This window comes from Halomicrobium sp. HArcht1-1 (assembly GCF_058933285.1).
The window spans coordinates 272,342-294,523 of the sequence record NZ_JBZYDL010000001.1; the positions used below are offsets into that span (position 1 = coordinate 272,342).

The 22,182-nt window shown below is 67.8% G+C and carries 23 protein-coding genes; 3 read left to right on the plus strand and 20 right to left on the minus strand.

The genetic code is table 11. The features are described from left to right. Genes AC5FRZ_RS01470 through AC5FRZ_RS01480 form a run of 3 tightly spaced genes read right to left on the minus strand, consistent with a single transcriptional unit; the run spans window position 1 to window position 3,185 of the window. A complete protein-coding gene (locus AC5FRZ_RS01470) occupies window positions 1-573 on the minus strand; it encodes a dolichol kinase (RefSeq protein WP_153554856.1) in 573 nt (190 codons plus the stop codon). Beyond that, complete coding sequence (gene glyS / locus AC5FRZ_RS01475) at window positions 574-2,343, minus strand: glycine--tRNA ligase (protein WP_493563679.1); 1,770 nt, start codon at window positions 2,341-2,343, stop codon at window positions 574-576. It lies immediately after the preceding gene. Next, window positions 2,340-3,185 carry a CBS domain-containing protein gene (locus AC5FRZ_RS01480; protein ID WP_170093083.1) on the minus strand — a complete coding sequence of 282 codons (846 nt, stop codon included), beginning with the start codon at window positions 3,183-3,185 and terminating at the stop codon, window positions 2,340-2,342. Before AC5FRZ_RS01480 ends, glyS begins: the two co-directional genes overlap by 4 nt. A gap of 245 nt (window positions 3,186-3,430) precedes the next feature. On the opposite strand from AC5FRZ_RS01480, the gene AC5FRZ_RS01485 reads away from it, so the two are divergent. Together AC5FRZ_RS01485 and serA are read left to right on the plus strand one after the other, a co-directional pair. Beyond that, complete coding sequence (locus AC5FRZ_RS01485) at window positions 3,431-3,598, plus strand: DUF7556 family protein (RefSeq protein ID WP_015761773.1); 168 nt, start codon at window positions 3,431-3,433, stop codon at window positions 3,596-3,598. A 184-nt stretch (window positions 3,599-3,782) separates the two neighbouring features. Next, window positions 3,783-5,372 (plus strand): phosphoglycerate dehydrogenase, encoded by a 1,590-nt coding sequence (serA, locus tag AC5FRZ_RS01490; protein ID WP_493563680.1) that lies wholly within the window; start codon window positions 3,783-3,785, stop codon window positions 5,370-5,372. On the opposite strand, the gene AC5FRZ_RS01495 is transcribed toward serA, so the two are convergent. From AC5FRZ_RS01495 to AC5FRZ_RS01515, 5 genes are all read right to left on the minus strand, one after another. Then, window positions 5,369-5,608, minus strand: coding sequence for a hypothetical protein (locus AC5FRZ_RS01495; RefSeq protein WP_493563681.1), 240 nt, complete (start codon window positions 5,606-5,608; stop codon window positions 5,369-5,371). The two genes, serA and AC5FRZ_RS01495, sit on opposite strands and share 4 nt — an antisense overlap. Window positions 5,609-5,710: 102 nt before the next feature. Then, window positions 5,711-7,090 (minus strand): threonine synthase, encoded by a 1,380-nt coding sequence (gene thrC, locus AC5FRZ_RS01500; RefSeq protein ID WP_493563682.1) that lies wholly within the window; start codon window positions 7,088-7,090, stop codon window positions 5,711-5,713. Between the two features lie 467 nt (window positions 7,091-7,557). Beyond that, window positions 7,558-7,929, minus strand: coding sequence for a helix-turn-helix domain-containing protein (locus tag AC5FRZ_RS01505; RefSeq protein ID WP_153554850.1), 372 nt, complete (start codon window positions 7,927-7,929; stop codon window positions 7,558-7,560). A gap of 48 nt (window positions 7,930-7,977) precedes the next feature. Continuing rightward, window positions 7,978-8,214, minus strand: a complete 237-nt coding sequence (locus AC5FRZ_RS01510) for a DUF8001 family protein (protein WP_372479905.1) — start codon at window positions 8,212-8,214, stop codon at window positions 7,978-7,980. A 108-nt stretch (window positions 8,215-8,322) separates the two neighbouring features. Next, a complete protein-coding gene (locus AC5FRZ_RS01515; protein WP_493563683.1) occupies window positions 8,323-9,174 on the minus strand; it encodes a fructosamine kinase family protein in 852 nt (283 codons plus the stop codon). Window positions 9,175-9,420: 246 nt separating this feature from the next. Here AC5FRZ_RS01515 and AC5FRZ_RS01520 point away from each other — a divergent pair, with 246 nt between their 5' ends. Then, window positions 9,421-9,597 (plus strand): hypothetical protein, encoded by a 177-nt coding sequence (locus AC5FRZ_RS01520; protein WP_493563684.1) that lies wholly within the window; start codon window positions 9,421-9,423, stop codon window positions 9,595-9,597. Between the two features lie 46 nt (window positions 9,598-9,643). Here the strand turns inward: AC5FRZ_RS01520 and argF are convergent, their stop codons facing one another. The 12 genes from argF to AC5FRZ_RS01580 all read right to left on the minus strand — a co-directional run bounded on the left by argF (window position 9,644) and on the right by AC5FRZ_RS01580 (window position 22,137). After that, window positions 9,644-10,534 (minus strand): ornithine carbamoyltransferase, encoded by an 891-nt coding sequence (gene argF, locus AC5FRZ_RS01525; protein ID WP_153554847.1) that lies wholly within the window; start codon window positions 10,532-10,534, stop codon window positions 9,644-9,646. Between the two features lie 2 nt (window positions 10,535-10,536). Then, window positions 10,537-11,592, minus strand: a complete 1,056-nt coding sequence (locus tag AC5FRZ_RS01530) for a [LysW]-lysine hydrolase (protein WP_493563685.1) — start codon at window positions 11,590-11,592, stop codon at window positions 10,537-10,539. A gap of 85 nt (window positions 11,593-11,677) precedes the next feature. Further along, window positions 11,678-12,808, minus strand: coding sequence for an aspartate aminotransferase family protein (locus AC5FRZ_RS01535; protein ID WP_493563686.1), 1,131 nt, complete (start codon window positions 12,806-12,808; stop codon window positions 11,678-11,680). Next, window positions 12,805-13,725, minus strand: a complete 921-nt coding sequence (locus AC5FRZ_RS01540; RefSeq protein ID WP_493563687.1) for an acetylglutamate/acetylaminoadipate kinase — start codon at window positions 13,723-13,725, stop codon at window positions 12,805-12,807. Before AC5FRZ_RS01540 ends, AC5FRZ_RS01535 begins: the two co-directional genes overlap by 4 nt. 15 nt (window positions 13,726-13,740) lie before the next feature. Further along, a complete protein-coding gene (gene argC / locus AC5FRZ_RS01545; RefSeq protein ID WP_170093093.1) occupies window positions 13,741-14,778 on the minus strand; it encodes an N-acetyl-gamma-glutamyl-phosphate reductase in 1,038 nt (345 codons plus the stop codon). Beyond that, window positions 14,775-15,659, minus strand: a complete 885-nt coding sequence (lysX, locus tag AC5FRZ_RS01550; protein WP_170093094.1) for a lysine biosynthesis protein LysX — start codon at window positions 15,657-15,659, stop codon at window positions 14,775-14,777. The genes argC and lysX overlap by 4 nt, the downstream gene beginning before the upstream one ends. Before the next feature lie 33 nt (window positions 15,660-15,692). Then, the gene (gene lysW, locus AC5FRZ_RS01555; RefSeq protein WP_015761750.1) at window positions 15,693-15,857 is read right to left on the minus strand and encodes a lysine biosynthesis protein LysW; all 165 of its coding nucleotides are present in this window, start codon (window positions 15,855-15,857) and stop codon (window positions 15,693-15,695) included. Between the two features lie 259 nt (window positions 15,858-16,116). After that, window positions 16,117-17,610, minus strand: a complete 1,494-nt coding sequence (argH, locus tag AC5FRZ_RS01560; RefSeq protein WP_493563688.1) for an argininosuccinate lyase — start codon at window positions 17,608-17,610, stop codon at window positions 16,117-16,119. A gap of 3 nt (window positions 17,611-17,613) precedes the next feature. Continuing rightward, a complete protein-coding gene (locus tag AC5FRZ_RS01565; protein ID WP_170093096.1) occupies window positions 17,614-18,888 on the minus strand; it encodes an argininosuccinate synthase in 1,275 nt (424 codons plus the stop codon). A 364-nt stretch (window positions 18,889-19,252) separates the two neighbouring features. Next, window positions 19,253-19,945: a DUF7345 domain-containing protein gene (locus tag AC5FRZ_RS01570; protein ID WP_493563689.1), complete on the minus strand. Its 693-nt coding sequence runs from the start codon at window positions 19,943-19,945 to the stop codon at window positions 19,253-19,255. A 3-nt stretch (window positions 19,946-19,948) separates the two neighbouring features. Beyond that, a complete protein-coding gene (locus tag AC5FRZ_RS01575; RefSeq protein ID WP_493563690.1) occupies window positions 19,949-20,881 on the minus strand; it encodes a hypothetical protein in 933 nt (310 codons plus the stop codon). Window positions 20,882-21,048: 167 nt separating this feature from the next. Next, entirely contained in the window at window positions 21,049-22,137 is a 1,089-nt protein-coding gene (locus AC5FRZ_RS01580) for a helix-turn-helix transcriptional regulator (RefSeq protein ID WP_493563691.1), read from the minus strand. Window positions 22,138-22,182: the final 45 nt, after the last annotated feature.

The following is a 22,182-nucleotide window of genomic DNA, read 5'->3' on the forward strand; positions in this document are numbered from 1 at the left end:
CTACAGCGAGAGCGTCGCCACGAGTTCGATCCCGGCGACCATCGCCACGGCGGCCGCGGGCGGGATGGTGAGGTTGTCGTCGAGGACGTACCCCGCGACGACTGGCTTGAGGCCGTCGGCGGCCGTCGCGGCCAGGCCGCCAAGCACCGCGGGCACCCAGTGGACGAAAAACGAGGCGATTCCGGTACAGACGCCGAACATCGCCAGCAGGACGTAGGTCTCTTTGGTCAGGCTCCCCGAGCCCAGCAGTCCGCTGATGGGATCTCCGATCGTCAGCATCAAGATTGCGGGGATCGCGACGTGTTCGGGTGCGAGCAGGCCGACGGCGGCGGCGCTGACGAGATAGAGCGCGTAGCCGGCGAGGTTGTCCTGTTCGTACTCGCGAGTGAGTCGGTCGTAGATGGCCCAGTCGAGGCCGACCACCAGGCGGATCACCTCCAGTGCGAGCGCGACCGCCGCGCCCACCACCAGCAGGTACTGGACGGTCCGCCAGTCCGTCAGTCCCAGCAGGTGCAGTGCCGGCAGCCCGGTCCCGCTCGCGTGGACGAGCCGTCTGGCGATCTCGTCGGCCATCTACAGCTCGTCGAAGGTGCGTTCGCCGTCCCGGAGCGCCGTCAGCGTCTCGGGGAGATCGGCGACGGGAACGCGTTTCTGAGCCGTCGTGTCTCGCTCGCGGACCGTGACGGTGTCTGGCGCTGCCGGCTCGCCCTCGTCGTCGCGGGCCTCACCGAGCGTCGCGTAGTCGACGGTGACACAGAACGGCGTGCCGACCTCGTCCTGGCGGCGGTAGCGTCGGCCGATCGCGCCCGAATCGTCGTAGGTCACGGCCAGGCCCGCCCCGCGCAGTTCGTCGACGACCTCGCGGGCGTACTCGCCCATGCCGTCTCGGTCCATCAGCGGGAAGACGCCGACGGTCGTCGGCGCGACCGCCGCCGGTAAGGCCAGGTAAGAGCGGTGCTCGCCGTCGACCTCGTCCTCGCGGTAGGAGTGATCCAGCGCCGTGTACAGCGCCCGGTCGATGCCCAGCGAGGGCTCGACGACGTGGGGCGTGATGTGCTCGCCCGACTCGGTGACTTCCTCGACGCCGAAGTTTGTCTTCTCGACGGGGACCGCGTGTGACTCGCCGTCGACCTCGACGACGACCTCAGATCCGTCGAAGGCGTCGGGATCGCGCTCGGCGAGTGCTTCGAGGGCGTCGGCGACCGCGCCGGCCGAGCCGCCAAACTCCGGCCCGAGGTAGCTCATGTCCGGGTCGACCGTCGCTCGCTCGACGGTGATCGGCTCGTCGTACTGCTTGAAGACCGTGAACTCCTCGTCGGAGTAGCTGTCGTGTTTCGAGAGGTCGTAGTCCGAGCGGTAGGCGAACCCGCCCAGCTCGATCCAGTCGCCGTCGACCTCCGCTTCGGCGTCCCAGCAGTCCGCGGCGTAGTGGGCCCGCTCGCCCGAGAGGTGCTGGCGGAAGCGAAAGCGGTCCATGTCGACGCCGATCGACTCGTACCACTGCTTGGCGACGCCGAGGTAGTAGGCGATCCATGGCTTCCCGACGACGCCCTCGTCGACGACCTCGCGGATCGTGGCCTCGTAGGGCTGGCCCTCGTCGGCCTCCTGATCGGCGGCGGGGTAGAAGGGGGCGGTCACGTCCGCGACCGCTTCGAGTGCCGGCTCGTCTTCCTCTGGATCGACGAACAGTTCGAGTTCGGCCTGGGTGAACTCCCGGACGCGCAGCAGGGACTTGCGCGGGCTGATCTCGTTGCGGTAGGCGCGCCCGATCTGTGTGACGCCGAAGGGGAGCTGGTTGCGGGCGTACTCTGCCAGCTGTGGGAACTCGATGAAGATGCCCTGGGCGGTCTCGGGGCGCAGATAGCCCGGATCGGCGGAGCCGGGGCCGATGTTCGTCTCGAACATGAGGTTGAAGTCCTCGATGGCCTGGCCGGCCAGTCCGGTGCCACAGGTCGGACAGACGAGTTCGTACTCGGCGATCAGCTCCTCGACCTCGGCGACCGGGATCGACTCGGCCTCCTCGATGTCGGTGTTGTCCTCGACGATGTGGTCGGCCCGGTGACTCTCGCCACAGTCCGGACACTCCACGAGCATGTCGTCGAAACCGTCGAGGTGGCCCGAGGCCTCGAAGACGGGCTCTGGCATCACGGTCGGGGCGTCGACCTCCATGTTGCCTTCCTGGATCGTAAAGCGGTCGCGCCAGGTGTCCTCGATGTTCTGCTTGAGTGCGGCCCCGGAGGGACCGAAGGTGTAGAATCCCGAGACGCCGCCGTACGCGCCGGCCGACTGCAGGAAAAAGCCCCTGCGCTTGGCCAACTCGACGAGGTCGCCGCCGTCGCTCATAGGCCCTCCAGCAGATCCATGTCGCGGACGATGCCCACGAGGTCGTCGCCCGAGACCAGCGGGATCTGCTCGATCTCCGCGTCGATCATCAGCTGTGCGGCGTCTTTGGCCGTCTCGCGCTTGCTGACCGTCAGCACGTCTTCGGTCATGAACTCTCGAACGGGCTCGTGTGGGATCTCGACGTTGCGGGTGGGCATGTAGCGGCTCCCGACGGCCTTGACGCTCTCCCACTTCCAGTCGTCGTCGTCACTGGCCATGTTCTCGCCCGTCTCGGCCTCGCCTTCGACCACGCGGGCCACGTCGATGATGTCGACCTCGGTGAGCATGCCACACATCTCTCCCTCGTCGCCCAGCACGACGCCGTAGGGGACCTTCGCGTAGTCGAGTTCGCGTTCGGCGACCGTCAGCGGCGTCCCGGCGTAGACGCAGTTCACGTCTCGGCGGGCCAGCTCGTCGACGTTCCTCGCGCCGTCGACGTCGCCGGTGGCGATGGCGCGGATCACGTCCGTGACGGTGATGATCCCTTCGAGGCGACCGTCGACGACGGGGATGCGGCGGGCTCGCTCTTCGACCATCAGAGCCGCGACCGCCTGGATACTGGTGTCGGCGGTGACGGTGGGAACCTCTTCGGTCAGGAGCGCGAGCTGGTCCTCGTCGGGCTGGTTGATGAGGGCGTCACGGGAGACGATTCCACGGAACGTCTCGCCGTCGTCGGTCTGCTTGATGACCGGTACGGAGGAGAAAGAGCGTTCCTGGAGGTACTCGAGCACGTCGTCACGAGTGCCCGGAATCTCGACGGTGACGACGTCCGAGCGCGGCGTCATGGCGTCTGCGACGTTCATACTATCCCTTGTCCCGTCCCACGTACTAAGTCCTGCCCTTCGGCTTCTCCCGGACGCGGGTCCCACCGACCGCTGGCGCGCACACGTAGAGAGTCCATAATGCGACCACTCACTACGACCGTCGGCCCCTCCCAGGTCTAGAAGCGGACACTATCTCCGCTTTTGTTGTTCGCTTACTAACCATATTCCCGGCTTCGTCCGTCGGTTTCGGCACGTTTATATGTGGTTGTTACATATTATCATGCATGGAGCCGGACACGGTCGCCAAAGCGGAGGTGGCAGCGGACGCAGAAGTCATGGGTTCCGTCGAACACGGCCAGACGGACACGTACATCATCGCGGACGTAACGACCGACGACGCCTACCTCACGCTCGACCTCGAAGACGCCGCCTCGCTGCCTGCCTGGCGGTAGACGACGACGCAGTTCGCGGTGCCGACGGTTTTTCTCTCGCTTCGCTCACCAGTCCCTCTTTTCCTGTGAGTGGTCCGCGAGCGTAGCGAGCGAATTCGAGGGAGAGACGGTGGTGTGTCTATTGTGTCATCCGCGTCGCAGTGAGAAAACAAACGTTATCCCCGACGGCGCGAATCGAGAGGGTATGAAGGTACTCGTGACAGACCCCATCGCAGATGCGGGTCTCGAACGGCTCCGCGAGGCGGGTCACGAAGTCGAGACGGCCTACGACGTCGAGGGCGACGCGCTGCTTGACGCCGTCGCCGACGCCAACGCACTGATCGTCCGATCCGGCACCGAAGTGACCGACGAGGTGCTGTCGGCGGCACCGGATCTGGTCATCGTCGGCCGGGCCGGTATCGGCGTCGACAACATCGACATCGACGCCGCGACCGAACACGGCGTCATCGTCGCCAACGCCCCGGAAGGCAACGTCCGGGCGGCGGCCGAACACTCCGTGGCGATGGCCTTCGCGACGGCGCGTTCGATCCCACAGGCCCACGAACGGCTCACCGGCGGCGAGTGGGCGAAAGGCGACTACCTCGGCACCGAGGTCAACCACAAGACGCTGGGCGTCGTCGGCTTCGGCCGCGTCGGCCAGGAGGTCGCCAAGCGCCTGGGCAGTCTCGGGATGGACATCGTCACCTTCGATCCCTACATCAGCCAGGAGCGAGCCGACCAGTTCGGCGCGGAACTTGTCGACAACCTCGACGAGTGTCTCGCCGCCGCCGACTTCCTCACGGTCCACACGCCGCTGACCCCCGAGACCGAGAACATGATCGGCGAGGAAGAGCTCGCACAACTGGAAGACGGCTACGTCGTCAACTGCGCCCGCGGCGGGATCATCGACGAGCCGGCACTCGCCGAGGCCGTCGAGGACGGCATCCTCAAGGGGGCCGCCGTCGACGTGTTCGCCGAGGAGCCGCTGCCGGCCGACAGTCCGCTGCTGGACGTCGAAGACATCATCGTCACGCCTCACCTCGGGGCCTCCACCGAGGCCGCACAGGAGAACGTCGCCACCTCGACGGCCGATCAGATCGTCGCCGCGTTCAACGACGAGCCGGTGATCAACGCGCTGAACGCGCCGTCGATCGACGAGAGCATCTTCCCGCAGATCCGCCCCTACATCGAGCTGGCCGACACGGCCGGCAAGATCGCCGTCCAGCTGTTCGACGGACAGATGGGCAGCGTCGAAGTCACCTACGCCGGTGACATCGCAGACCAGGACGTCGAACTGGTCACCGCCAGCGCGCTGAAAGGCGTGTTCGCACCGTCGGAGCTCCAGGTCAACGCGGTCAACGCCCCCCAGATCGCGGAGAACCGCGGTATCGACGTGACCGAGTCCAAGACCCGCCAGTCCGAGGACTTCCAGAGCCTCGTGACGGTGACCGTCGGCGACGGCGAGGACAGCGTCAGCGTCTGTGGGACCCAGTTTGCCGGCGAAGATCCCCGCATCGTCCGGATCGACGACCACCGCGTCGACGCCGTCCCCCACGGTCACATGCTGGTCGCTCGCAACCGCGACGAACCGGGGACGATCGGCTTCATCGGGACCGTGCTGGGCGAGGCCGACATCAACATCGCCGGGATGTTCAACGGCCGCGAAGTCATCGGCGGCGAAGCCCTGTCGGTGTACAACCTCGACGAACCGCCGACGAGCGACGTGCTCGACCGACTCAACCGCGACGACCGGATCATCGAGACCAAGTACATCTCGCTGGACAACGGCGACTAGAACAGCCCGTCAAGCAGCCCCGCCTCCGATTCGATCGCTGCCTCTTTCTCGCGTAGCAGTCGCTCGTACTGTTCGACGATCTGTTGACGCTGTCTCCGTTCGTGTGCGAGTTCCCGCTCCAGCTGGTCGATGCGGTCACGGAGAGCCTGTCGTTCGATCGCGTAGCGAACCATCTTGCTCCGGGGTCGCTCGACCGTGACCGGAGAGCCACCGCCGGGAGTCGGATCCGATTCCATGACTGTGTGTGCCATCCCCACACCGAAAAATCCCCGTCGGACGAGCGTCAGCCACCGCGTGCTCCGGTGGTCAGTGTCTGATGCGCACCGCCTGCTGGCCGGTCACTCCTCCGATCGGAGCTTGCGGTAGAGATACGCGACGCCGAGCCCACCGGCGACCAGCGCCGGGACCAGCGGCGAGTCGGCGGCTTTCGACACCTGCTGTCGAACCGTCTGTGCGACGGACGACCCCTCGTCGATGTGCTCCAGGATCGCGTCGGTGTCGTTGGGCACCGGCTCGGGGTCGGCCCCTGCCTCGGCGGCGGCGTCGGGGTCTTTCAGCAGGTGGCCCGTCGTCAGGCAGACGACCTGCTCGTCGCTGCCGATCTCGCCCTGGGCTCGGAGCTTCCGGAGGCCGGCGACGCTGGCCGCGGAGGCCGGCTCGACGCCGACGCCCTCGCCGGCCAGCGAGCGCTGGGCGTCGGTGATCTCCTCGTCGCTGACTGCGACGGCGGTCCCGCCGGTCTCGCGGATGCCCGGCAGCGCCTTGGGCGCGTTGACGGGATTGCCGATGCGGATGGCCGTCGCGATGGTCTCGACCTCGTCCCAGCGTCGCACTTCGTCGTTGCCTTCTTCGATGGCCTCGACCATCGGCGCGGACCCTTCGGCCTGGACGCCGGTGATCTTCGGCACGTCCGACTCCTCGATCGCGCCGGCCTCGACGAGTTCGCGGAAGCACTTGTACAGCGCCGCGGTGTTGCCGGCGTTACCGACCGGCAGCACGATCCGGTCGGGGTAGTCGTCGTAGTCGGCGGCAAACTGCTCCATGATCTCCAGCCCGATGGTCTTCTGGCCCTCCAGGCGGAAGGGGTTCAGCGAGTTCAGGAGGTACGCCTCGCCACGGCCCGCGAGTTCCTGGACGATGTCCAGACAGCTGTCGAAGTTGCCGTCGACTTCGAGGATCCGTGCGCCGTGGAGCGAGGCCTGTGCGACTTTCCCGGCGGCGACCTTCCCGGCCGGCAGGAGGACGAGCGTCTCCAGGTCCGCGCGAGCGCCGTAGGCCGCGAGCGCCGCGGAGGTGTTGCCCGTCGAGGCACAGGCGAGTCGGTCCACCCCGACGGCCTGGGCCACGCGGACGCCGACGGTCATCCCGCGGTCCTTGAACGACCCCGTGGGGTTCATCCCCTCGTGTTTGATCCGCAGGGCGTCGACACCGACCTCGTCTTCCAGGCGAGGCACTCGGTGCAGCGGCGTGTGACCCTCGGGGAGGGTGACGCCCTCCTCGAACGGCAGTGCGTCGCTGTAGCGCCAGACGCCCTCGCCGTCGAAGTCGTCGAACGTCGGCAGATCCTCGTAGCGAACTTCGAGCAGTCCGTCACACTCGTCGCAGGTGTACCGGACCGCTGCGAACGGCGCGAACGTCTCCCCACACTCGATGCACGTCAGCCAGACGCCGTCGTCGGCGACCCCCGGCGTCTCGTCGGTCAGCTGTAGATCGGCCATTGTCGGGGGCGAAGTCCCCTATCGGCAAAAGTGGGGCGGTTGTCGGTTCGTCGTTCGGAGGGCCACGCTGCTCTCGATACTCATGCCCTGCCGCTCGCGTTGTCGAGGGCCGTCGCTCGCTTCGCTCGCCCGATGGAGGATCACCGCCGCTCGCGTGTCGCTTGCGCTCCCGCTCGCGTTGCCGAGGGCCGTCGCTCGCTTCGCTCGCAGGATCGATACTCATGCCCCGCCGCTCGCGTGTCGCTTGCGCTCCCGCTCGCGTTGTCGAGGGCCGTCGCTCGCTTCGCTCGCCCGATGGAGGATCACCGCCGCTCGCGTGTCGCTTGCGCTCCCGCTCGCGTTGTCGAGGGCCGTCGCTCGCTTCGCTCGCAGGATCGAGGATCACCGCCGCTCGCGTGTCGCTTGCGCTCCCGCTCGCGTTGTCGAGGGCCGTCGCTCGCTTCGCTCGCGACGCCCCTCGCTACTCGCTAGAACTCCTCGATCCGATCGTGGACGTAGTCGGCCCACTCCTCCAGAGTCTCGTGCATCAGCTCGGCGGCCTCCTCGCGGGGTGTGGGCGTGTACTGGTAGACGTGGCCGCCGCTGTCCAGCAGTCGGCGGCGACGGGAGGCCAGCCCCTTCTCGCGCAGCGTCGACAGCGAGCGGTTCACGTTCGATCGGTCCCGGTCGAGCTGGTCGGCCAGCTCCTCGACGGTGCTCTCGGGGTAGTCGAGCAGCGTCTCGTAGGTGCGGACCTCGTGGGCCTGGATGCCGAAGACGCAGGCCATCACCTCGTCGAGGGACGGTTCGTCGTCGAGGAGCAGTTCTCTGAACCGGTTGGGCGAGGGGTCGGCGGCCATACCCGACGTTGCCGGCCATCGCGGATAAATTGCCGCGTTACCTACAACTCACTGGCTCGCGTAGCCCTGGTTCTCCAGACAGGTCCGCATCGCCTCGCGGCTCTCGTGGCGGTGGAGTCGCGTGGGCGTGTCACAGTAGAACGTCGAGCCGTCGTAGCGCAGCGTCACCTCGTGTTCCGAGCCCAGAAACTCCGTGCAGACGACGACGCGTTCACCGGCTTCCAGCCGGTCGAGCAGTTCCTCGACGGCCAGCTCGCCGGCCGAGACGGTCCGTGGCTCGCTCATCGTCGAGTCCTTCTCCCGGCACCATCTTGATACTGCCGGCTGTCCGTCTGTAAAGAATGTCGCGACCTCGTGGTCGTAAATATCCCGCAACAGTGACAGCCGGCAGTATCAGTAGCCGAGGCGGCCCAGCGTCTCTGCGAGTTCCGCGCGGTACTGGCCGCCGAACAGGTGGACGTGGACGAGCAACGGATACAGTCGGTAGACGAACCGGCGGCGGTCGAAGAAGCCGGCCAGCTCGACGCCGTGTTCGCGCCGGTAGCGCTCGAAGAAGGCGTCGCCGAACGTCTCCGTCCAGTCGACGTAGGCCAGCTCGATCTCCGGGTGGCCGTAGTAACAGGCGGGATCGAGAAACGCCGTCACTCGCTGGCCGTCGGTCAGGAGGTTCGTCCGCCACGCGTCGCCGTGCAACAGCGCGGGGGCCTCGGGCTCGGTCAGCAGCGACTCGAAGTCGGCACACGCCCGCTCGACGCGGGCCGCGAGTTCGTCCGACAGCGTTCCCGCCCGACTGGCCCGGTCACAGATCGACTGCACCCGCTGGTCGCGGTAGAACGGAATCCAGCGCTCGGTCCACGGGTTCGGCTGGGGGACCGGCCCGGTGAGCGTGTCGAACGGGAAGCCGAAGGCCCGCCCCTCGACGCGGTGCAGATCGGCCAACTGCCTCGCCGCGTCGCGTTCGACTGCCGGGGTGATCGTCGACTCGCCCTCGACGTACTCGATGCAGAGCAGGTCGGCGTCGCTGTGGTACACCTCGGGCACCGGCAGGTCAGACTCCGCAGCGAGGGACGACAGCATCCGCCCCTCCGTCGAGAGGTCGTGCTCGCCGGTCTTCGCGACCGTGACACGCCCGTCGGCGAGTTCGACGCGAAACACGTCCCCGACCATCCCGCCGTCCAGGCGCTCGACCGTCTCTACGGACCCGCCGAGTGTCGCTTCGACCGCCGCCGTGGGTGCCGAGGTCATCGTCGACCGTAGCCCTGGCGCGACGGAAAACGTTGCTGTTGCTCGCCGCCGGTGACGAAAGGGTACCGTTTCGGGTGGAGACCGCCGGACGGGACGCCACCTGCTTGCCGATCCGACGGGTCGGCCACGGCGACCCGATGCCAAACATACTCACGGGGACCACAAAGGGCACCGTTTCGACTGGAGACCGCTGGACTGCGATCGACTGTACACAACGCTGTTCGGCTCTCCGGTCCTCTGGTCGGCATGGACAACATCGTCGGCGCTGCACTGCTGATCGAGGTGTTCAGTGGGTTCCTGTTTCCGGCCAGTGACGGCGACATCGCGTCCGTCTGGTTCGCGATCCTGTTCTTCGGGCTCGTTGCCGGGCTCTACGGTGTCGTTTCCAGCCGTCTCCGACAGCTCGAAGCCGACCGACGCTGACGATCGACGTGTCGAGTGGGGGCGAGACTCGCCCCGTTCGTCGCCGTCAGTCCTGTTCGGCCAGCCACGCCAGCAGCCCGTTTTGAGCGTGCAGGCGGTTCTCGGCCTGGTCCCAGACGATGGCGTTGTCGCTCTCGATGGCGGCGTCGGTGACCTCCTCGCCGCGGTGGGCGGGCAGGCAGTGCATCAGGCTCCGGTCGCCAAGCACGTCGGGCGTGATCTGGAAGCCCTCGAAGGCCCGGAGCTTCTCGTCGCGTTCGTCCTCCTGGCCCATGCTGACCCACACGTCGGTGTAGACCACGTCGGCGTCGGCCATCGCGGCCTCGGGGTCGGTGGTCGTCGCGGGCACGCTCCCGAGCTCGGCGGCGCGGTCCAGCACGCTCTCGTCGACGCCGTACCCCTCGGGGGTCGCGACCGTCAGGTCGAGATCCGTCATCGCCGCACCCAGCACGAACGACTGACAGACGTTGTTGCCGTCGCCGACCCACGCCACGGCGGCGTCCTCGAAGCTGCCGAACCGCTCGCGGATCGTCAGCAGGTCCGCGAGCGTCTGGCAGGGGTGGGCGTCGTCGGTCAGCCCGTTGACGACGGGGACGCTGGCGTACTCGGCCAGCTCCTCTACGTCGCCGTGGTCGAACATCCGGGCCATCAGGAAGTCGACGTACCGCGAGACGGCGCGTGCGGTGTCTTTGATCGGCTCGCCGTGGCCCAGCTGGATGTCCTCGGGGCCGAGGAAGATCGCGTGGCCACCGAGGTCGGTCATCCCGGTCTCGAAGGAGATCCGGGTTCGGGTCGAGGGCTTCTCGAAGAGCATCCCGAGGGTGTGCCCGTCCAGGAGGTCGGGCGCGCCGTCGGCTTTGATCTCGGCCGCGCGGTCGAGCACGGTCGTCAGTTCGTCGGTCGTCAGGTCGTCGACGTCGAGCAGGTGCGTGGGCATTGTTACAGGAGACGTTCGGTCACGTCTTCGAGGACGGTGACGGAGCGGTCGTACTCCGCTAGCTGGATGTGTTCGTTCGGCGCGTGATCCAGGTCCGAGTCGCCGGGGCCGTAGGTGACCATCGGGCAGTCCCAGGACTGTGCGAAGACGTTCATGTCGCTGGTCCCGGTCTTGCGCAACAGGGTGGGCTCGCCGCCGGCCGACCGGATCGCGGTCCGGAACGCCCGAGCGACCGGGGTCCGGGGGCTCTGCATCACCGGTTCGACCTTGTCGTCCCAGTGGACGGTGCCGTTGACCAGGTGGCCGTCGGCGATCTCGCGGATCTCGTCGGTCGTGTACTCCGGGGGAACCCGAAGCTGTACGTCCATCGTCGTCTCGACGGAGAGCCCGTCCTCGGAGATCCCGCCGTCGATGTCGACGGGCTTGCAGGTGACCCGTTCGAAGACGGGCTCCCACTCGTCTTTCTCGAACTCGCCTTCGACGGCGGCCCACCAGTCCAGCGCGTCCTGGATCGCGTTGTTGTCCGGCCGCGAGGAGTGGCCCGACTCGCTGGTGGCGACGTACGTGCCGGCCAGCAGACCGCGATAGCCGAGCGTGATCCCCTCCCAGCCGGAGGGTTCGCCGTTGACGACGGCGTCGGGCGTCCCCTCGCGGTCCTCGATCACGTAGCGGCTGCCACGCGAATCCACTTCTTCGCCGACGACGCCGAGGAAGCTCGCGCCGGTGCGGACGGCGACGACCGCCATCGCACAGAGCGGTCCCTTGGCGTCGACGGAGCCACGGCCCCACAGCTCGAGCTCGCCGTCGTCGTTCTCCTCGATCCGGACCGGGATGTCGCCCGGCACCGTGTCGATGTGGGAGGTCAGCAACACGCCGTCGTCGGCCGGCGCGCGGACGTTGCCGATCTCGTCGATCCAGGCCTCGCGGCCGTGGGCCTCGAAGAACTCGACCAGTCGCTTCGCGGCCTGGTCTTCTTCGGGCGTGACCGACGGGATGCGGACGATCGCTTCGAGCAGGTCGCGGGCCTCCTGGTCGGGGGTCTGGACGGTCTGGCTCATGCGCTCACCTCCAGTGAGCCCATTCCCCTGCCGCTCGCGGGCGGTCTCGCCCGCTCGCCGTTCCGAGACGCGTGGCGTCTCGCGCTCATTCCAGGATCACCGATTCCAGCGCGTCGACGACGTGGTCGGCGTCCGCCTCGGTGAGGGTCAGCGGCGGGAGCAGCCGCACCACCGTTCGGCCGGCCGGCAGCGCCAGCACGCCCTCGCTCATCGCCAGCTGCTTGAGGTGTCCCATCGCGCCGCGGCCGACCTCGATGCCGATCATCAGGCCCTCGCCGCGGATGTCGCGGACCTCGTCGCCCAGCGTGGCCGCCAGTTCGGTCTGGAGGTAGTCCCCGACCGTGGCGGCGTTGCTCGGCACGTCCTCCTCGACGATCGTCGAGACGGTCGCGTCGGCCGCCGCCGAGATGACCGGCCCGCCCGAGAACGTCGAGGCGTGTGAGCCGTACTCGTCGGCGATCCACTCGCGACACAGCGTCGCACCGATTGGGTAGCCGTTGCCCAGCCCCTTCGCCGCGGTGATCATGTCCGGGACGACGCCGGACTCCTGGGCGGCCCACAGCGATCCGGTCCGTCCCATCCCGGTCTGGACCTCGTCGAAGATCAGCGCCGCGCCCGCGTCTTCGGTCGCCTCGCGGGTCGCTTCGAGGAACTCGGTCGAGGCGGGGTTGATGCCGCCCTCTCCCTGGATGGGTTCGACGATGACGCCCGCGGTCTCCTCGTCGACGGCTTCCCGCATGGCCTCGGGGTCGTCGTAGGGGACGAACTCTACGTCGCCGGCAAGGGGCTCGTAGGGCTTCTTGTACTTGCTCTTCCAGGTCGTCGCCAGCGACCCCATCGTCCGGCCGTGAAAGCCCTGCATCGTCGCGACGAGCTTCGACTCGCCCGTCGCGGCCCGAGCGAACTTCAGTGCGGCCTCGTTGGCCTCGGTGCCGGAGTTACAGAGCCACACCTTGTCGATCGGATCGGGTGCAGTGTCGGCCAGCGTCTCGTAGAGGCGAGTCCGCGCGGCGTTGGGGTAGGACGCTTGCACGTAGGTGAGCCTGTCTATCTGGCTCTTTGCAGCCTGGTCGACCGCCGGGTGGCGATGACCAAGTGGGACGCAGGCATACGAAGCCCCCATGTCGAGGAACTCGTTGCCCGCGTCGTCGGACAGCCACACGCCGTCTCCCTCTTCGATCTGTATCGGTTTCTCGTTGAAGACGAATCCACTCATAGCTCTTCGATGGCCTCCTGAAACATGTGTGTGCCGCCGCCACTGACGGCGTCTGTGACCGGTGTGTCGGCGTTGGCGTCGGCGACGACCACCTCGGGTGCGCCACCGTCCAGGGCCTCCTCGGCGGCCATGATCTTGCGGCTCATGAACCCTTCCGCGGCCGCTTCGAGGGCCTGCCACTCCTCGCCGGTCTCGACGGTCTCGATCAGCGTCTCGGGATCGTCGGGGTCCTCGTAGACGCCCGCCACGTCGGTCAGCAAGACGAGCCGCGCGTCCAGCGCGGCCGCGATCGCCGCGGCCGTGCGGTCGGCGTCCGTGTTGACGGGGACGATCCGCTCTCGTGGCTCCTCGTCGTCGCCGCTCGAGTCTTCCGAGGTGCTTCGCGCCTCGCTACCGGCCATCGGCGGCGCAGCGACGGGCACGTAGCCGCCGTCCAGCAACGAATCGAGCAGGTCCGTGTTGACTTCCTTGATCGTCCCGCTGTGGTCGCCCCGCTTGATCTTCTTCTTCCCGTCCTCGACGACGCGGACGGCGGACTTTCGCGGCCCGTACAGGAGCTTCCCGTCCACGCCGTTCAGTCCGACTGCGTCGACGCCCTGACTCTGGAGGCCGGCGACGAGCTGGGTGTTGAGGTGGCCAAAGACCATCTCGAACACCTCCATGGTCTCCGCGTCGGTAAAGCGGCCGACGACGCCACTGGGCGTCTCGACGTACTCGGGCTCGATGCCCAGTCGTTCGAGGGTGTCGTCGACGGCCGTCGAGCCGCCGTGGACCAGCACCACGTCTTCTCGCGGGCCGTGCCCGCTCGACTGTTCAGAGGGCTCGCTCTGCTCGCCCTCTACAAGCGTTGCAACGTCCGAGAGGGCACCCGCGGGATCGACCGCGCGAGCGCCGCCGACTTTGATAACTGTTGTCATGAAACCACTCCGAAATCAGGGTGCCCCGACGGGGTGGAACCCGGTCAGTTCGAGGCCGGCGGTCTCTTCGAGACCCAGCGCGACGTTGGCGGCGTGGACCGCCTGGCCGGCCGACCCTTTCATCATGTTGTCGATCGCCGAGAACACGACGAGTCGCCCGTTCGCGGGGTCGACCTCGAAGCCGACCTCCGCGAAGTTCGTCCCGGCGACGGCCTTGGGCTCCGGGTAGCGGTAGACGCCCCCGCCGCCCGCGGCCATCCGGACGAACGGCTCGTCTTCGTAGGACTCGCGGTAGGCACTCCAGAGGTCGCCCTTCGAGACCGGCCCGTCCGGGAAGACGTGGCAGGTCGCGCTCGCGCCGCGGGTCATCTCCACCGCGTGGACGGTGAAGGACACGTCGACGCCGAGGAACTGCTGGATCTCGGCCTCGTGGCGGTGGCCCGTGGGCGCGTACGGCCGGACGACCCCCGAGCGCTCGGGGTGACTGGAGGCCTCGCCGCCGCCAGCGCCCCCCTCCGAGGAGCCGACCTTCACGTCGACGACGATCTGCTCGTCGCCAGACAGGATGTCGGCCTCGAACAGCGGGAGCAGCCCCATGATCGTCGCCGTGGCGTTACAGCCACCGGAGGCGATCAGATCCGCGCCCGCGAGGTTCTCGCGGTTCAGCTCGGGCAGTGCGTACTCCGATTCGGCGAGCAGTTCCGGACGCGCGTGGCCGTCGTACCACTCGTCGTACTGGTCTGCCGAGTCGAGCCGGAAGTCCGCCGAGAGGTCGACGACGGTGTCGGCGGCGTCCTGGAAGGCGTCGATCTGCTCCATCGAGACGCCGTGGGGCGTCGCCGCGAACAGCACGTCGACGGATTCCAGCTCCGACGGGCTGGAAAACCGCAGGTCCTTGTGTCGGAGGTTCGGGTGGGCGTGGCCCACCGTCTTGTTCTCCTTCGATCGGCTCGTGGCCTGAACAGTTCGAAACTCGGGGTGGCCGTCCAGCAGGCGAAGCAGTTCCCCGCCGGTAAAGCCCGAGCCGCCGACGACGCTCGCGGAGTAGGTCATGCGCTCACCTCCTGTTGGGCCTTCGCTTCGAGCCAGTCGACGACCTGTGCGGGCACGTCCACGTCGCTCACTTCGTCGAGCGCCTTGAACTCGACGGTGTGGTTGACCTCGTGGACGGTGTAATCGTCGGGTTCCCCAGTGTCGTCGTCTACTCCGACTTCCATCAGGTCGATCCCGAGCAGACCGCCGCCGACGGCGTCGCTGGCCTGCTCGACGAGTGCCAGCGCGCGGTCGTCGAGTTCGAAGGTGTCGGTCTCCGCGCCTTTTGCGGCGTTCGTGAGCCAGTGGTCCGAGGAGCGGACCATCGCGGCGACGGGCTCGCCGTCGGTCGCCAGCACGCGGATGTCCCGTCCCGGCTTGTCGACGAACTCCTGGACGTAGAACACCTTGTGCTCGTAGTGGCCCAGCGTCTCCTTGTGTTCGAGGATGGCCTCGGCGGCCGAGCGCGAGTCGATCTTGGCCATCAGGCGACCCCACGAGCCCACGACGGGCTTGAGGACACAGGGGTAGCCAAACTCCTCGATAGACTCCATCGCGGCGTCCTTGGTGAAGGCCACGTCCGTGTTCGGCGTCGGCACGTCGGCGTCGACCAGGGCGAGGCTGTTCTTGACCTTGTCCGAACAGATCTCTGCGGTCCCCGGCGTGTTGACCACCGGCACGTCGTAGGCTTCGACGAACTTGGTGGCGTACACGGACCGGCTCGTCGCCAGACACCGATCGACGACGACGTCGACGCCGTCGAAGGCGGCCGGCGGCTCGCTCATGTTGAACCGCTGTTTCCGGACGTCGATCTTTGTGACCTCGTGGTCACGATCGCGCAGCTCCTCCAGCAGGAGCTTCTCGTCCCGACGAATCCGCGAGTAGAGTATTCCTACATTCATTGTTGTATCACCGCGCTCGGCCGCCCGCCGTCGTTACTCGCCCCAGTCTTCTTCGAGCTCGGGGGCCGAGTCGAGCTCGACGGGATCGGCCGAGAGCACTTCGAGCTCGGCACCACAGGTCGCACAGTCGACGATCTCTCCAGCTTCGAGGTTGTCGTGCAGCGAGACTTCCGCCCCGCATTCGACGCATTCTGCCATTGTACCTCTCACTCGCGCCCCATTGCACTTAAACTCTTCGAACCTATCAGAATTAATTTAATAGCTATACTCGGCTCTAAAGGCGCGATGGTCCGAAAAACCGGGACTGTACTGATATCTGTATCAGTTTTGTGGTAGTATTTCCCCTCGCGGGGATCGTCGGTCGATCGGCCGCCGATCACGCTCCGGGCTCCCCGTCCGTGAGCCACGTCGCCACGCCGCGGTGACGACGCCACTCTGACGGCGACGGCCGGTCGTATCAGACATAGCGATCGACCTCCGCGGCCAGCTGTTCGGCGGCCGATTCGACACGTTCCCGACGTGTCGTGAGCGCGTTCCGGTCCGCCGCCAGTGTCTCCTCGGCCGCCGACAACTGGGCACTGACGGCTTCAGGTGCAGGGCCACCAGCGGAGTCACGCATCGCGACGCTCTCGGCCGGCTCCAGGGCCGCCTCTACGTCCTCGCGGTCGACGTAGGCCGACAGTGACTCGCCGAGTAGTTCCTGGGCGACCGCGTCGATGGTCTCGTAGTCTGGTGGGTCGCCGCCCTCGACATCGCCTGCCGCCTCGGCCACCAGCTCGTGGGCGGTCCGGAAGGGCAGGCCCGCCATCGCCAGCAGGTCCGCGACGCCGGTCGCCGTCGAGAAACCGTCGCCGGCCGCGGCCGCCAGCGTCTCGGCGGGCCAGTCGGCGGTCGCGACCGCGCCGGTCGCGACGGCGACGCTCTCGGTGACGCTGTCGACCGCGTCCCAGGCGTGGCGACCCGCGCGCTGGAGGTCGCGGTTGTACGCGCGGGGCTGGCCCTTCAGGTTCGTCAACAGGCCGTTCAGCCCGGCGGTCGCGTCGCCGGTGCGACCGCGCACGAGCTCCAGCGTGTCGGGATTTTTCTTCTGTGGCATGATCGAGGAGGTCGACGAGTAGTCGTCGGCCAGCTCGACGTGGCCCTTGCTCGCCATGACGATCACGTCCTCGGCCAGCCCCGACAGCGTCGTCGCGAGCGCCGCGACCGCGCTCGTCGTCTCCACGAGGAAATCGCGCGTCGCAGAGGCGTCCATCGAGTTTGCCAGCACCGAGTCGAAGCCCAGCAGCGTCGCGGTGCGCTCGCGGTCGACGTCGAAGGGCGTCCCGGCGAACGCGGCCGCCCCGAGCGGGTTCTGGTTGACCCGATCGTAGGCGTCCAGCAGGCGCGCAGTGTCGCGTTGCAGGGCCTGCTCGTAGGAGGCGATCCAGTGGGCGACCGTCGTCGGCTGTGCCGGCTGGAGGTGCGTGTAGCCGGGCATCACCGTCTCGGTGTGATCTCCCGCCACCGCCAGCAGTCGCTCGCGGGCCTCGACGACCGTCTCGATCAGCGCGAGCAGGTCTGCTCGCAGGCGATAGCGGATACAGGCCGCCACCTCGTCGTTGCGCGAGCGAGCGGTGTGCATCTTCCCGCCCTCGGCTCCCACGCGGTCGATGACCGCCGACTCGATGGCTTCGTGGACGTCTTCGCCCTCGGGGAGCGCCCCGTGGCCGGCCGCCTCCACGTCTGCGAGCGCCGACAGGATCTCGCCGACGGTGTCGTCGTCGACGACGTCCTGCTCTGCGAGCATCACGACGTGAGCGCGGTCGACCGCCAGGTCCGCCGCGAAGATGCGCTCGTCGTCGTCGAGCGAGGAGAGGAACGAGCGGGCGGGGCCACCCGAGAAGCGGTCCCGGCGGACGACGCTCTCGTCGGCGGCCTCGCCCGCGCCGTCGTCGTGCTCTCCGTCGCTCATCGTCTATTCCTCGCTCTCGCCGTTCGCGCTGTCTGTGGCTTCACTGCCACCGTCGGCGACGGCTTCGCCCTTCTTCGCGTCGGCGAGGATCTTGTTGGCCAGGCGCGACTGGAAGCCGTGGTACTTCGCGACGCCGGTCGCGTCCGCCTGGGTGATGCCGCCGGTCACGTCCTCCTCGTCGAACGACGCCGCGGACTCGCTGTAGACGGCGTACTTCGACTCGCGCGAGACCGGGCGGCAGTGGCCCCCTTCCAGCTTGACGGTGACGGTGCCGGTGACGCGCTCGTTCGTGTCGTCGACGAACGCTTCGAGCGCGCTCACGAGCGGGGCGTCGACGAGCCCCTCGTAGGCCTTCTGGGACCACTCCTGATCGACCTGGGCCTTGAACGCACGCTCTTCCTGCGTGAGGACCAGCCCTTCGAGGGCCTCGTGGGCGGTCAGCAGCACCGTCGCGGCGGGGTGCTCGTAGTTCTCGCGGACCTTCAGCCCGAGCATGCGGTCTTCCATCATGTCGGTGCGACCGATCCCGTGGGCTCCGGCCTGGGCATTGAGCTGTTCGATCAGCTCGACCTTGCCGAGGTCGTCGCCGTCGACGGCGACGGCCTCGCCCTCCTCGAACGTGATCTCGACCAGTTCTGCGTCCTTGCCCGAGGGATTCTCGGTCCACTTGTAGATGTCGTCCTCCGGGATCGTGCTGGGGTCTTCGAGCTCGGAGCCCTCGATCGAGCGGCTCCAGAGGTTCGTGTCGATGGAGTAGCGGCCGCCGTCGCCGCCCTCGACTGGCAGGCCCTTCTCCTGGGCGTACTCGTTCTCCCACTCGCGGGTCAGTCCGAGTTCGCGGACGGGTGCGATCACGTCCAGTTCGGAGTCGCGCCAGACGGACTCGAAGCGAAGCTGGTCGTTGCCCTTGCCCGTACAGCCGTGTGCGACGGCCGAACAGCCCTCCTCTTGGGCGACTTCGAGGATGGCCTTGGCGATGACCGGGCGCGCGAGCGCGGTCCCGAGCGGGTACCCCTGGTAGTCGGCGTTGGCCTTGACGGCTTTCAGACAGAGGTCCGCGAAGTCCTCTTTCGCGTCGACGACGTACTGTTCGACGCCAAGGGCCTCGGCGGTCTCTTCGGCCTCCTCGAACTCGTAGTCGGGCTGGCCCACGTCGACGGTGACGCCGACGACCTCGTCGTAGCCGTACTCCTCTTTCAGCAGCGATACGCAGACTGTCGTGTCGAGCCCGCCCGAGAAGGCGAGTGCGACGGTTCCGGATGCGTTTTCTGGTGTCATGGGTTTCGTGTCTGGGTGGTGTCTGTCGACGGTCGTCGTCTGCGTCGCCGCACCCATCACACGAGCGTGCGAACGGCGAGACGACGCGGCGACCAACAGACGGTGGTCGGTGGTCGATGGTCGAACGAATCGGAAATCAGAGATGTGAGTATTGTGGGCCTAGAAACGGCCCCGTCGTCGCCGAAGCGCACGCCGGTCTGGCTGCTCGTCGGAGCGGGTCCGACGGCGACCAGCGGTGAAAAGAGTGCCAGACCCGTTGCTGGGAGAGCGGCGTCCGCCAGCACTCTCGGTCTGACTCATGTACTCGCCACTATCCGGGGTTCGGTACTAATAGTTTCCGAGTCACACGCGGTGTGTGATTATTTCACGTCCCCGAGCGCCGTCGTAAGGCGAGGAGGCTCGTGGCCGCCAGTGCCGCGACCGCGCCGCCGACGCCGAAGCCGGGGCCGTCGGCGTCCGTCGCCGCGTCGGTGTCGGCGGAGGGTTCCGCCGTCGCGACGACCTCGAAGTCGTCGAGTGCCGTCCCGCCGGCCCACTCCAGTCGCCCGTCACCGCTCTCTGCGGGCGAGGGCGTGACCGCCGTCGCCTCGTAGCCGTCTGGGAGGACGACGACGAACGCACGGTCGGGCTCGAAACCACTGGCGAACGGCTCGTCGAGGACCAGTCCGTCCTCGGTCGTCGCTGCCAGCCCGTTCCACTGGACCGACACCTCGACGACCCCGGTCCGGTCTTCTCGCGTGAGTTCGACCGCCGCCGATTCGATTCCCATCTGTCGCCCGGTCTGGTTCTCGCTCGCGTTCGCGACGCGCTCGAACCGATCGTGAACGCGGTCCTCGAACGCGGCGGTCGCCGTCTCGTTGCGCTGTAGCTCCGCGAAAGCCGCTTGCTCGGCGTCGTCGCCCAGGTCGTAGGTGTACGTGATCGTCACCGCCGCGTCGCCGCGGTCGTCGAGTTCGACGACGAACGTCGGCTGCTGGGCGGCCGCCGCGGGTCCGGCGCTCCCGACTAACAGGAGCGTGGCGACGACGCCGACCGCCGCGATTCGGTTCGCGTCCATCGGCTATCGGCCCTGACCGCCGTCCGAGCGATCGTCGTCTCCCGGCCGTTCGCCGTCGCTCTCGGTCGCGTCCTCTGACTGCTCGTCGGTGGCAGTTTGCTCTCCGTCGGCCGACTGCTCGCCGGTGTTCGCCGATCCCGCGTCGGTCTGCTGCTCGCTACCGCGGTCCGCTCCGTCGGCGGTCGTCTCGTTTTCTCCTCCTCCGGGGCCGCGCTCTCCCGCGCGGTCGCCGTCGGGGCGGTCCCCGCGTTCGGTTGCGTTGCGTGCGTCGCCACCGCGCTCTCCTGCGCGCTCGGGACCGAAGCCGTCACTCGCGTTGGCACCGGCGATCGAGCGGGCGATCGCGGCCACTTCCGGCCCGCTCAGCTGGTCGGCGCGGTCGCGCAGCGCCTGGATCGCGGTCGCGTTGACGCCGTTGGCTTCGAGGGTCTCGGTGGGGAGCGACTGTGCGGTCTCGTTGCTCTGGTTCGCGAGCCGCTCGGCCGTGCGAGTCTCGGCGGCCAGTCGCGCCATCCGGGCGCGGTACTGGCCCTCGCTCATCGAGCCGTTCTCACGGGCCGCCTCCAGCGTCTCTCGGCGCTGTTCGAGTTCGTCGAGTCGCTGCTCGACGTCGGCCACTTGCTGCCCGACGACGGCGGCCTTCGAGTCGTTGCTCTCGGACTGGGCGACGCGGATGCCGTACGCACGCGTCTCGACTTCACCGTCGATCTCGGCTCCCTGTACGCCCACGACGCCAGCGAGTTGCTCGCCGGGAGCTGTCGCGTTGGCGTCGGTCGCGTTCGTGTCGGTCGCGTTGGCGTCGGTCGCGTTCGTCTCGGTCGTGTTCGTCTCGGTCGGCGTCTCGGTCGTCTGGGCAGCCAGTCCGGCCATCGGGACGGCCGCGAGGCTCCCGACGACCAGCACGACTGCGACCAGTACGGTGGTGGTGTCTCGCATCTGTAGGCCATCCTTGTGCTGGCAACTGCATATAAAGGGGCGGCCGTCACCCCGAATTGCCGACGATCAAGCCGAATTAAGCGCGATCGAAACCGCACGACTGCGGAGTCCCGATCCTGTATCGACCGTCTCCCCCGCTCGAAACGTCGATGGGTTTATATACCAGTCTAAGACTCGTCGTCCTCACCCACGTCACTCGCCAGGTCGACGCCGGGGAGCGTGACGACGTTCTCTCGGCCGATTCGGAACGTCTCCAGTTCGTCTTCCCCACGCAGGTCGCCGATCACCTGACTGGTCTTTGCGGCGGTCCAGTCGAGTCGCTCGGCGATAGCCTGCTGTTTCAGCCGGCCACCGCTGTCGTCGAGCAACTGGAGCACCCGCTCCTCGTTGCTCAGCAGTTCCGGCGGCGGCGACGGGTCATCGCCAGCGTCCTCGGCGGTCGCTTCGCCAGTGGCTCCGTCGGGCGTCTCCGATCCGTCGTCGGCCGCCGCTCCACCGGCGATACCGTACCGGCGATTGGCCCACAGCAGCGCGACGACGCCGCCGGCCGCGAGCAGTGTCGCGACCACGAGCAGCCAGGCGTCGCCTCCCCCGTCGCCCGCGCCGGTCGTCGTCTCGCCGGCTGTTGCGGATTCGCTCACGACGAGCCGCGGCTCGTCACTCTCGAAGTCGAGGCGGCCGTCCCAGGCGACCGTCTGCTCGTCGCTGCGGGTCGGCGACGGATCGACGCTCGTGCGCTCGTAGCCGGCGGGCCAGTCGATCCGCAGCGTGCTCTCCTCGTCGAGATACAGCCCCGACAGCGCGTCGCCCGCCCGGAGCTGGTCGCCCTCGACGGCGGCGAAGTTCGTCCACTCGAACCGGTAGGTGACCACGCCGTACTCCTGGGGCAGCGTCTCGGTCTCGGTCGCCACCGTGAGGTTCCGCAGCGCCATCTCTCGGCCGGTCGCGTTCTCGGCGGTCGCGATCGTCCGGTTCATGCGGTCGCCGAAGTCGGCCGTGTACGCGGTCGGATCGGCGCTCACGTCCGCTTGCAGGCTCTCGAAGGCGGCCGTCGTGTTGTCGTCGTCCAGCCGCGTCCGGTAGTGGACGGCCCACGACGCGTCGCCGTCTGCCTGCAACTCGACCTGTAGCACGACGGTGTCTGGATCGACCTGTTCCTGTGCCAGTCCGCCGAGCTGTCCGCCCGCGACCGGGACGACCAGCAGGGCGACGACGAGAGCCAGCACGGTGGCGCGCCTCCGGCGAGCTGTCGACATCTCACTCGGTGTTGGCCGCCTCGCGGTATATGGCTTTAGGCCGCG

Bases quoted from the DNA above. Each gene is read 5' to 3' on its own strand.
- AC5FRZ_RS01535 (WP_493563686.1), bottom strand. From the start codon at position 12,808: ATGAGTGGATTCGTCTTCAACGAGAAACCGATACAGATCGAAGAGGGA.
- AC5FRZ_RS01520 (WP_493563684.1), top strand. From the start codon at position 9,421: ATGGACAACATCGTCGGCGCTGCACTGCTGATCGAGGTGTTCAGTGGG.
- thrC (WP_493563682.1), bottom strand. From the start codon at position 7,090: ATGGCCGATCTACAGCTGACCGACGAGACGCCGGGGGTCGCCGACGAC.
- AC5FRZ_RS01540 (WP_493563687.1), bottom strand. From the start codon at position 13,725: ATGACAACAGTTATCAAAGTCGGCGGCGCTCGCGCGGTCGATCCCGCG.
- serA (WP_493563680.1), top strand. From the start codon at position 3,783: ATGAAGGTACTCGTGACAGACCCCATCGCAGATGCGGGTCTCGAACGG.
- AC5FRZ_RS01495 (WP_493563681.1), bottom strand. From the start codon at position 5,608: ATGGAATCGGATCCGACTCCCGGCGGTGGCTCTCCGGTCACGGTCGAG.
- argF (WP_153554847.1), bottom strand. From the start codon at position 10,534: ATGCCCACGCACCTGCTCGACGTCGACGACCTGACGACCGACGAACTG.
- AC5FRZ_RS01480 (WP_170093083.1), bottom strand. From the start codon at position 3,185: ATGAACGTCGCAGACGCCATGACGCCGCGCTCGGACGTCGTCACCGTC.
- AC5FRZ_RS01515 (WP_493563683.1), bottom strand. From the start codon at position 9,174: ATGACCTCGGCACCCACGGCGGCGGTCGAAGCGACACTCGGCGGGTCC.
- AC5FRZ_RS01470 (WP_153554856.1), bottom strand. From the start codon at position 573: ATGGCCGACGAGATCGCCAGACGGCTCGTCCACGCGAGCGGGACCGGG.
- AC5FRZ_RS01575 (WP_493563690.1), bottom strand. From the start codon at position 20,881: ATGCGAGACACCACCACCGTACTGGTCGCAGTCGTGCTGGTCGTCGGG.
- AC5FRZ_RS01510 (WP_372479905.1), bottom strand. From the start codon at position 8,214: ATGAGCGAGCCACGGACCGTCTCGGCCGGCGAGCTGGCCGTCGAGGAA.
- lysW (WP_015761750.1), bottom strand. From the start codon at position 15,857: ATGGCAGAATGCGTCGAATGCGGGGCGGAAGTCTCGCTGCACGACAAC.
- AC5FRZ_RS01580 (WP_493563691.1), bottom strand. From the start codon at position 22,137: ATGTCGACAGCTCGCCGGAGGCGCGCCACCGTGCTGGCTCTCGTCGTC.
- argH (WP_493563688.1), bottom strand. From the start codon at position 17,610: ATGAGCGACGGAGAGCACGACGACGGCGCGGGCGAGGCCGCCGACGAG.
- AC5FRZ_RS01485 (WP_015761773.1), top strand. From the start codon at position 3,431: ATGGAGCCGGACACGGTCGCCAAAGCGGAGGTGGCAGCGGACGCAGAA.
- AC5FRZ_RS01565 (WP_170093096.1), bottom strand. From the start codon at position 18,888: ATGACACCAGAAAACGCATCCGGAACCGTCGCACTCGCCTTCTCGGGC.
- glyS (WP_493563679.1), bottom strand. From the start codon at position 2,343: ATGAGCGACGGCGGCGACCTCGTCGAGTTGGCCAAGCGCAGGGGCTTT.
- argC (WP_170093093.1), bottom strand. From the start codon at position 14,778: ATGACCTACTCCGCGAGCGTCGTCGGCGGCTCGGGCTTTACCGGCGGG.
- AC5FRZ_RS01570 (WP_493563689.1), bottom strand. From the start codon at position 19,945: ATGGACGCGAACCGAATCGCGGCGGTCGGCGTCGTCGCCACGCTCCTG.
- AC5FRZ_RS01530 (WP_493563685.1), bottom strand. From the start codon at position 11,592: ATGAGCCAGACCGTCCAGACCCCCGACCAGGAGGCCCGCGACCTGCTC.
- AC5FRZ_RS01505 (WP_153554850.1), bottom strand. From the start codon at position 7,929: ATGGCCGCCGACCCCTCGCCCAACCGGTTCAGAGAACTGCTCCTCGAC.
- lysX (WP_170093094.1), bottom strand. From the start codon at position 15,659: ATGAATGTAGGAATACTCTACTCGCGGATTCGTCGGGACGAGAAGCTC.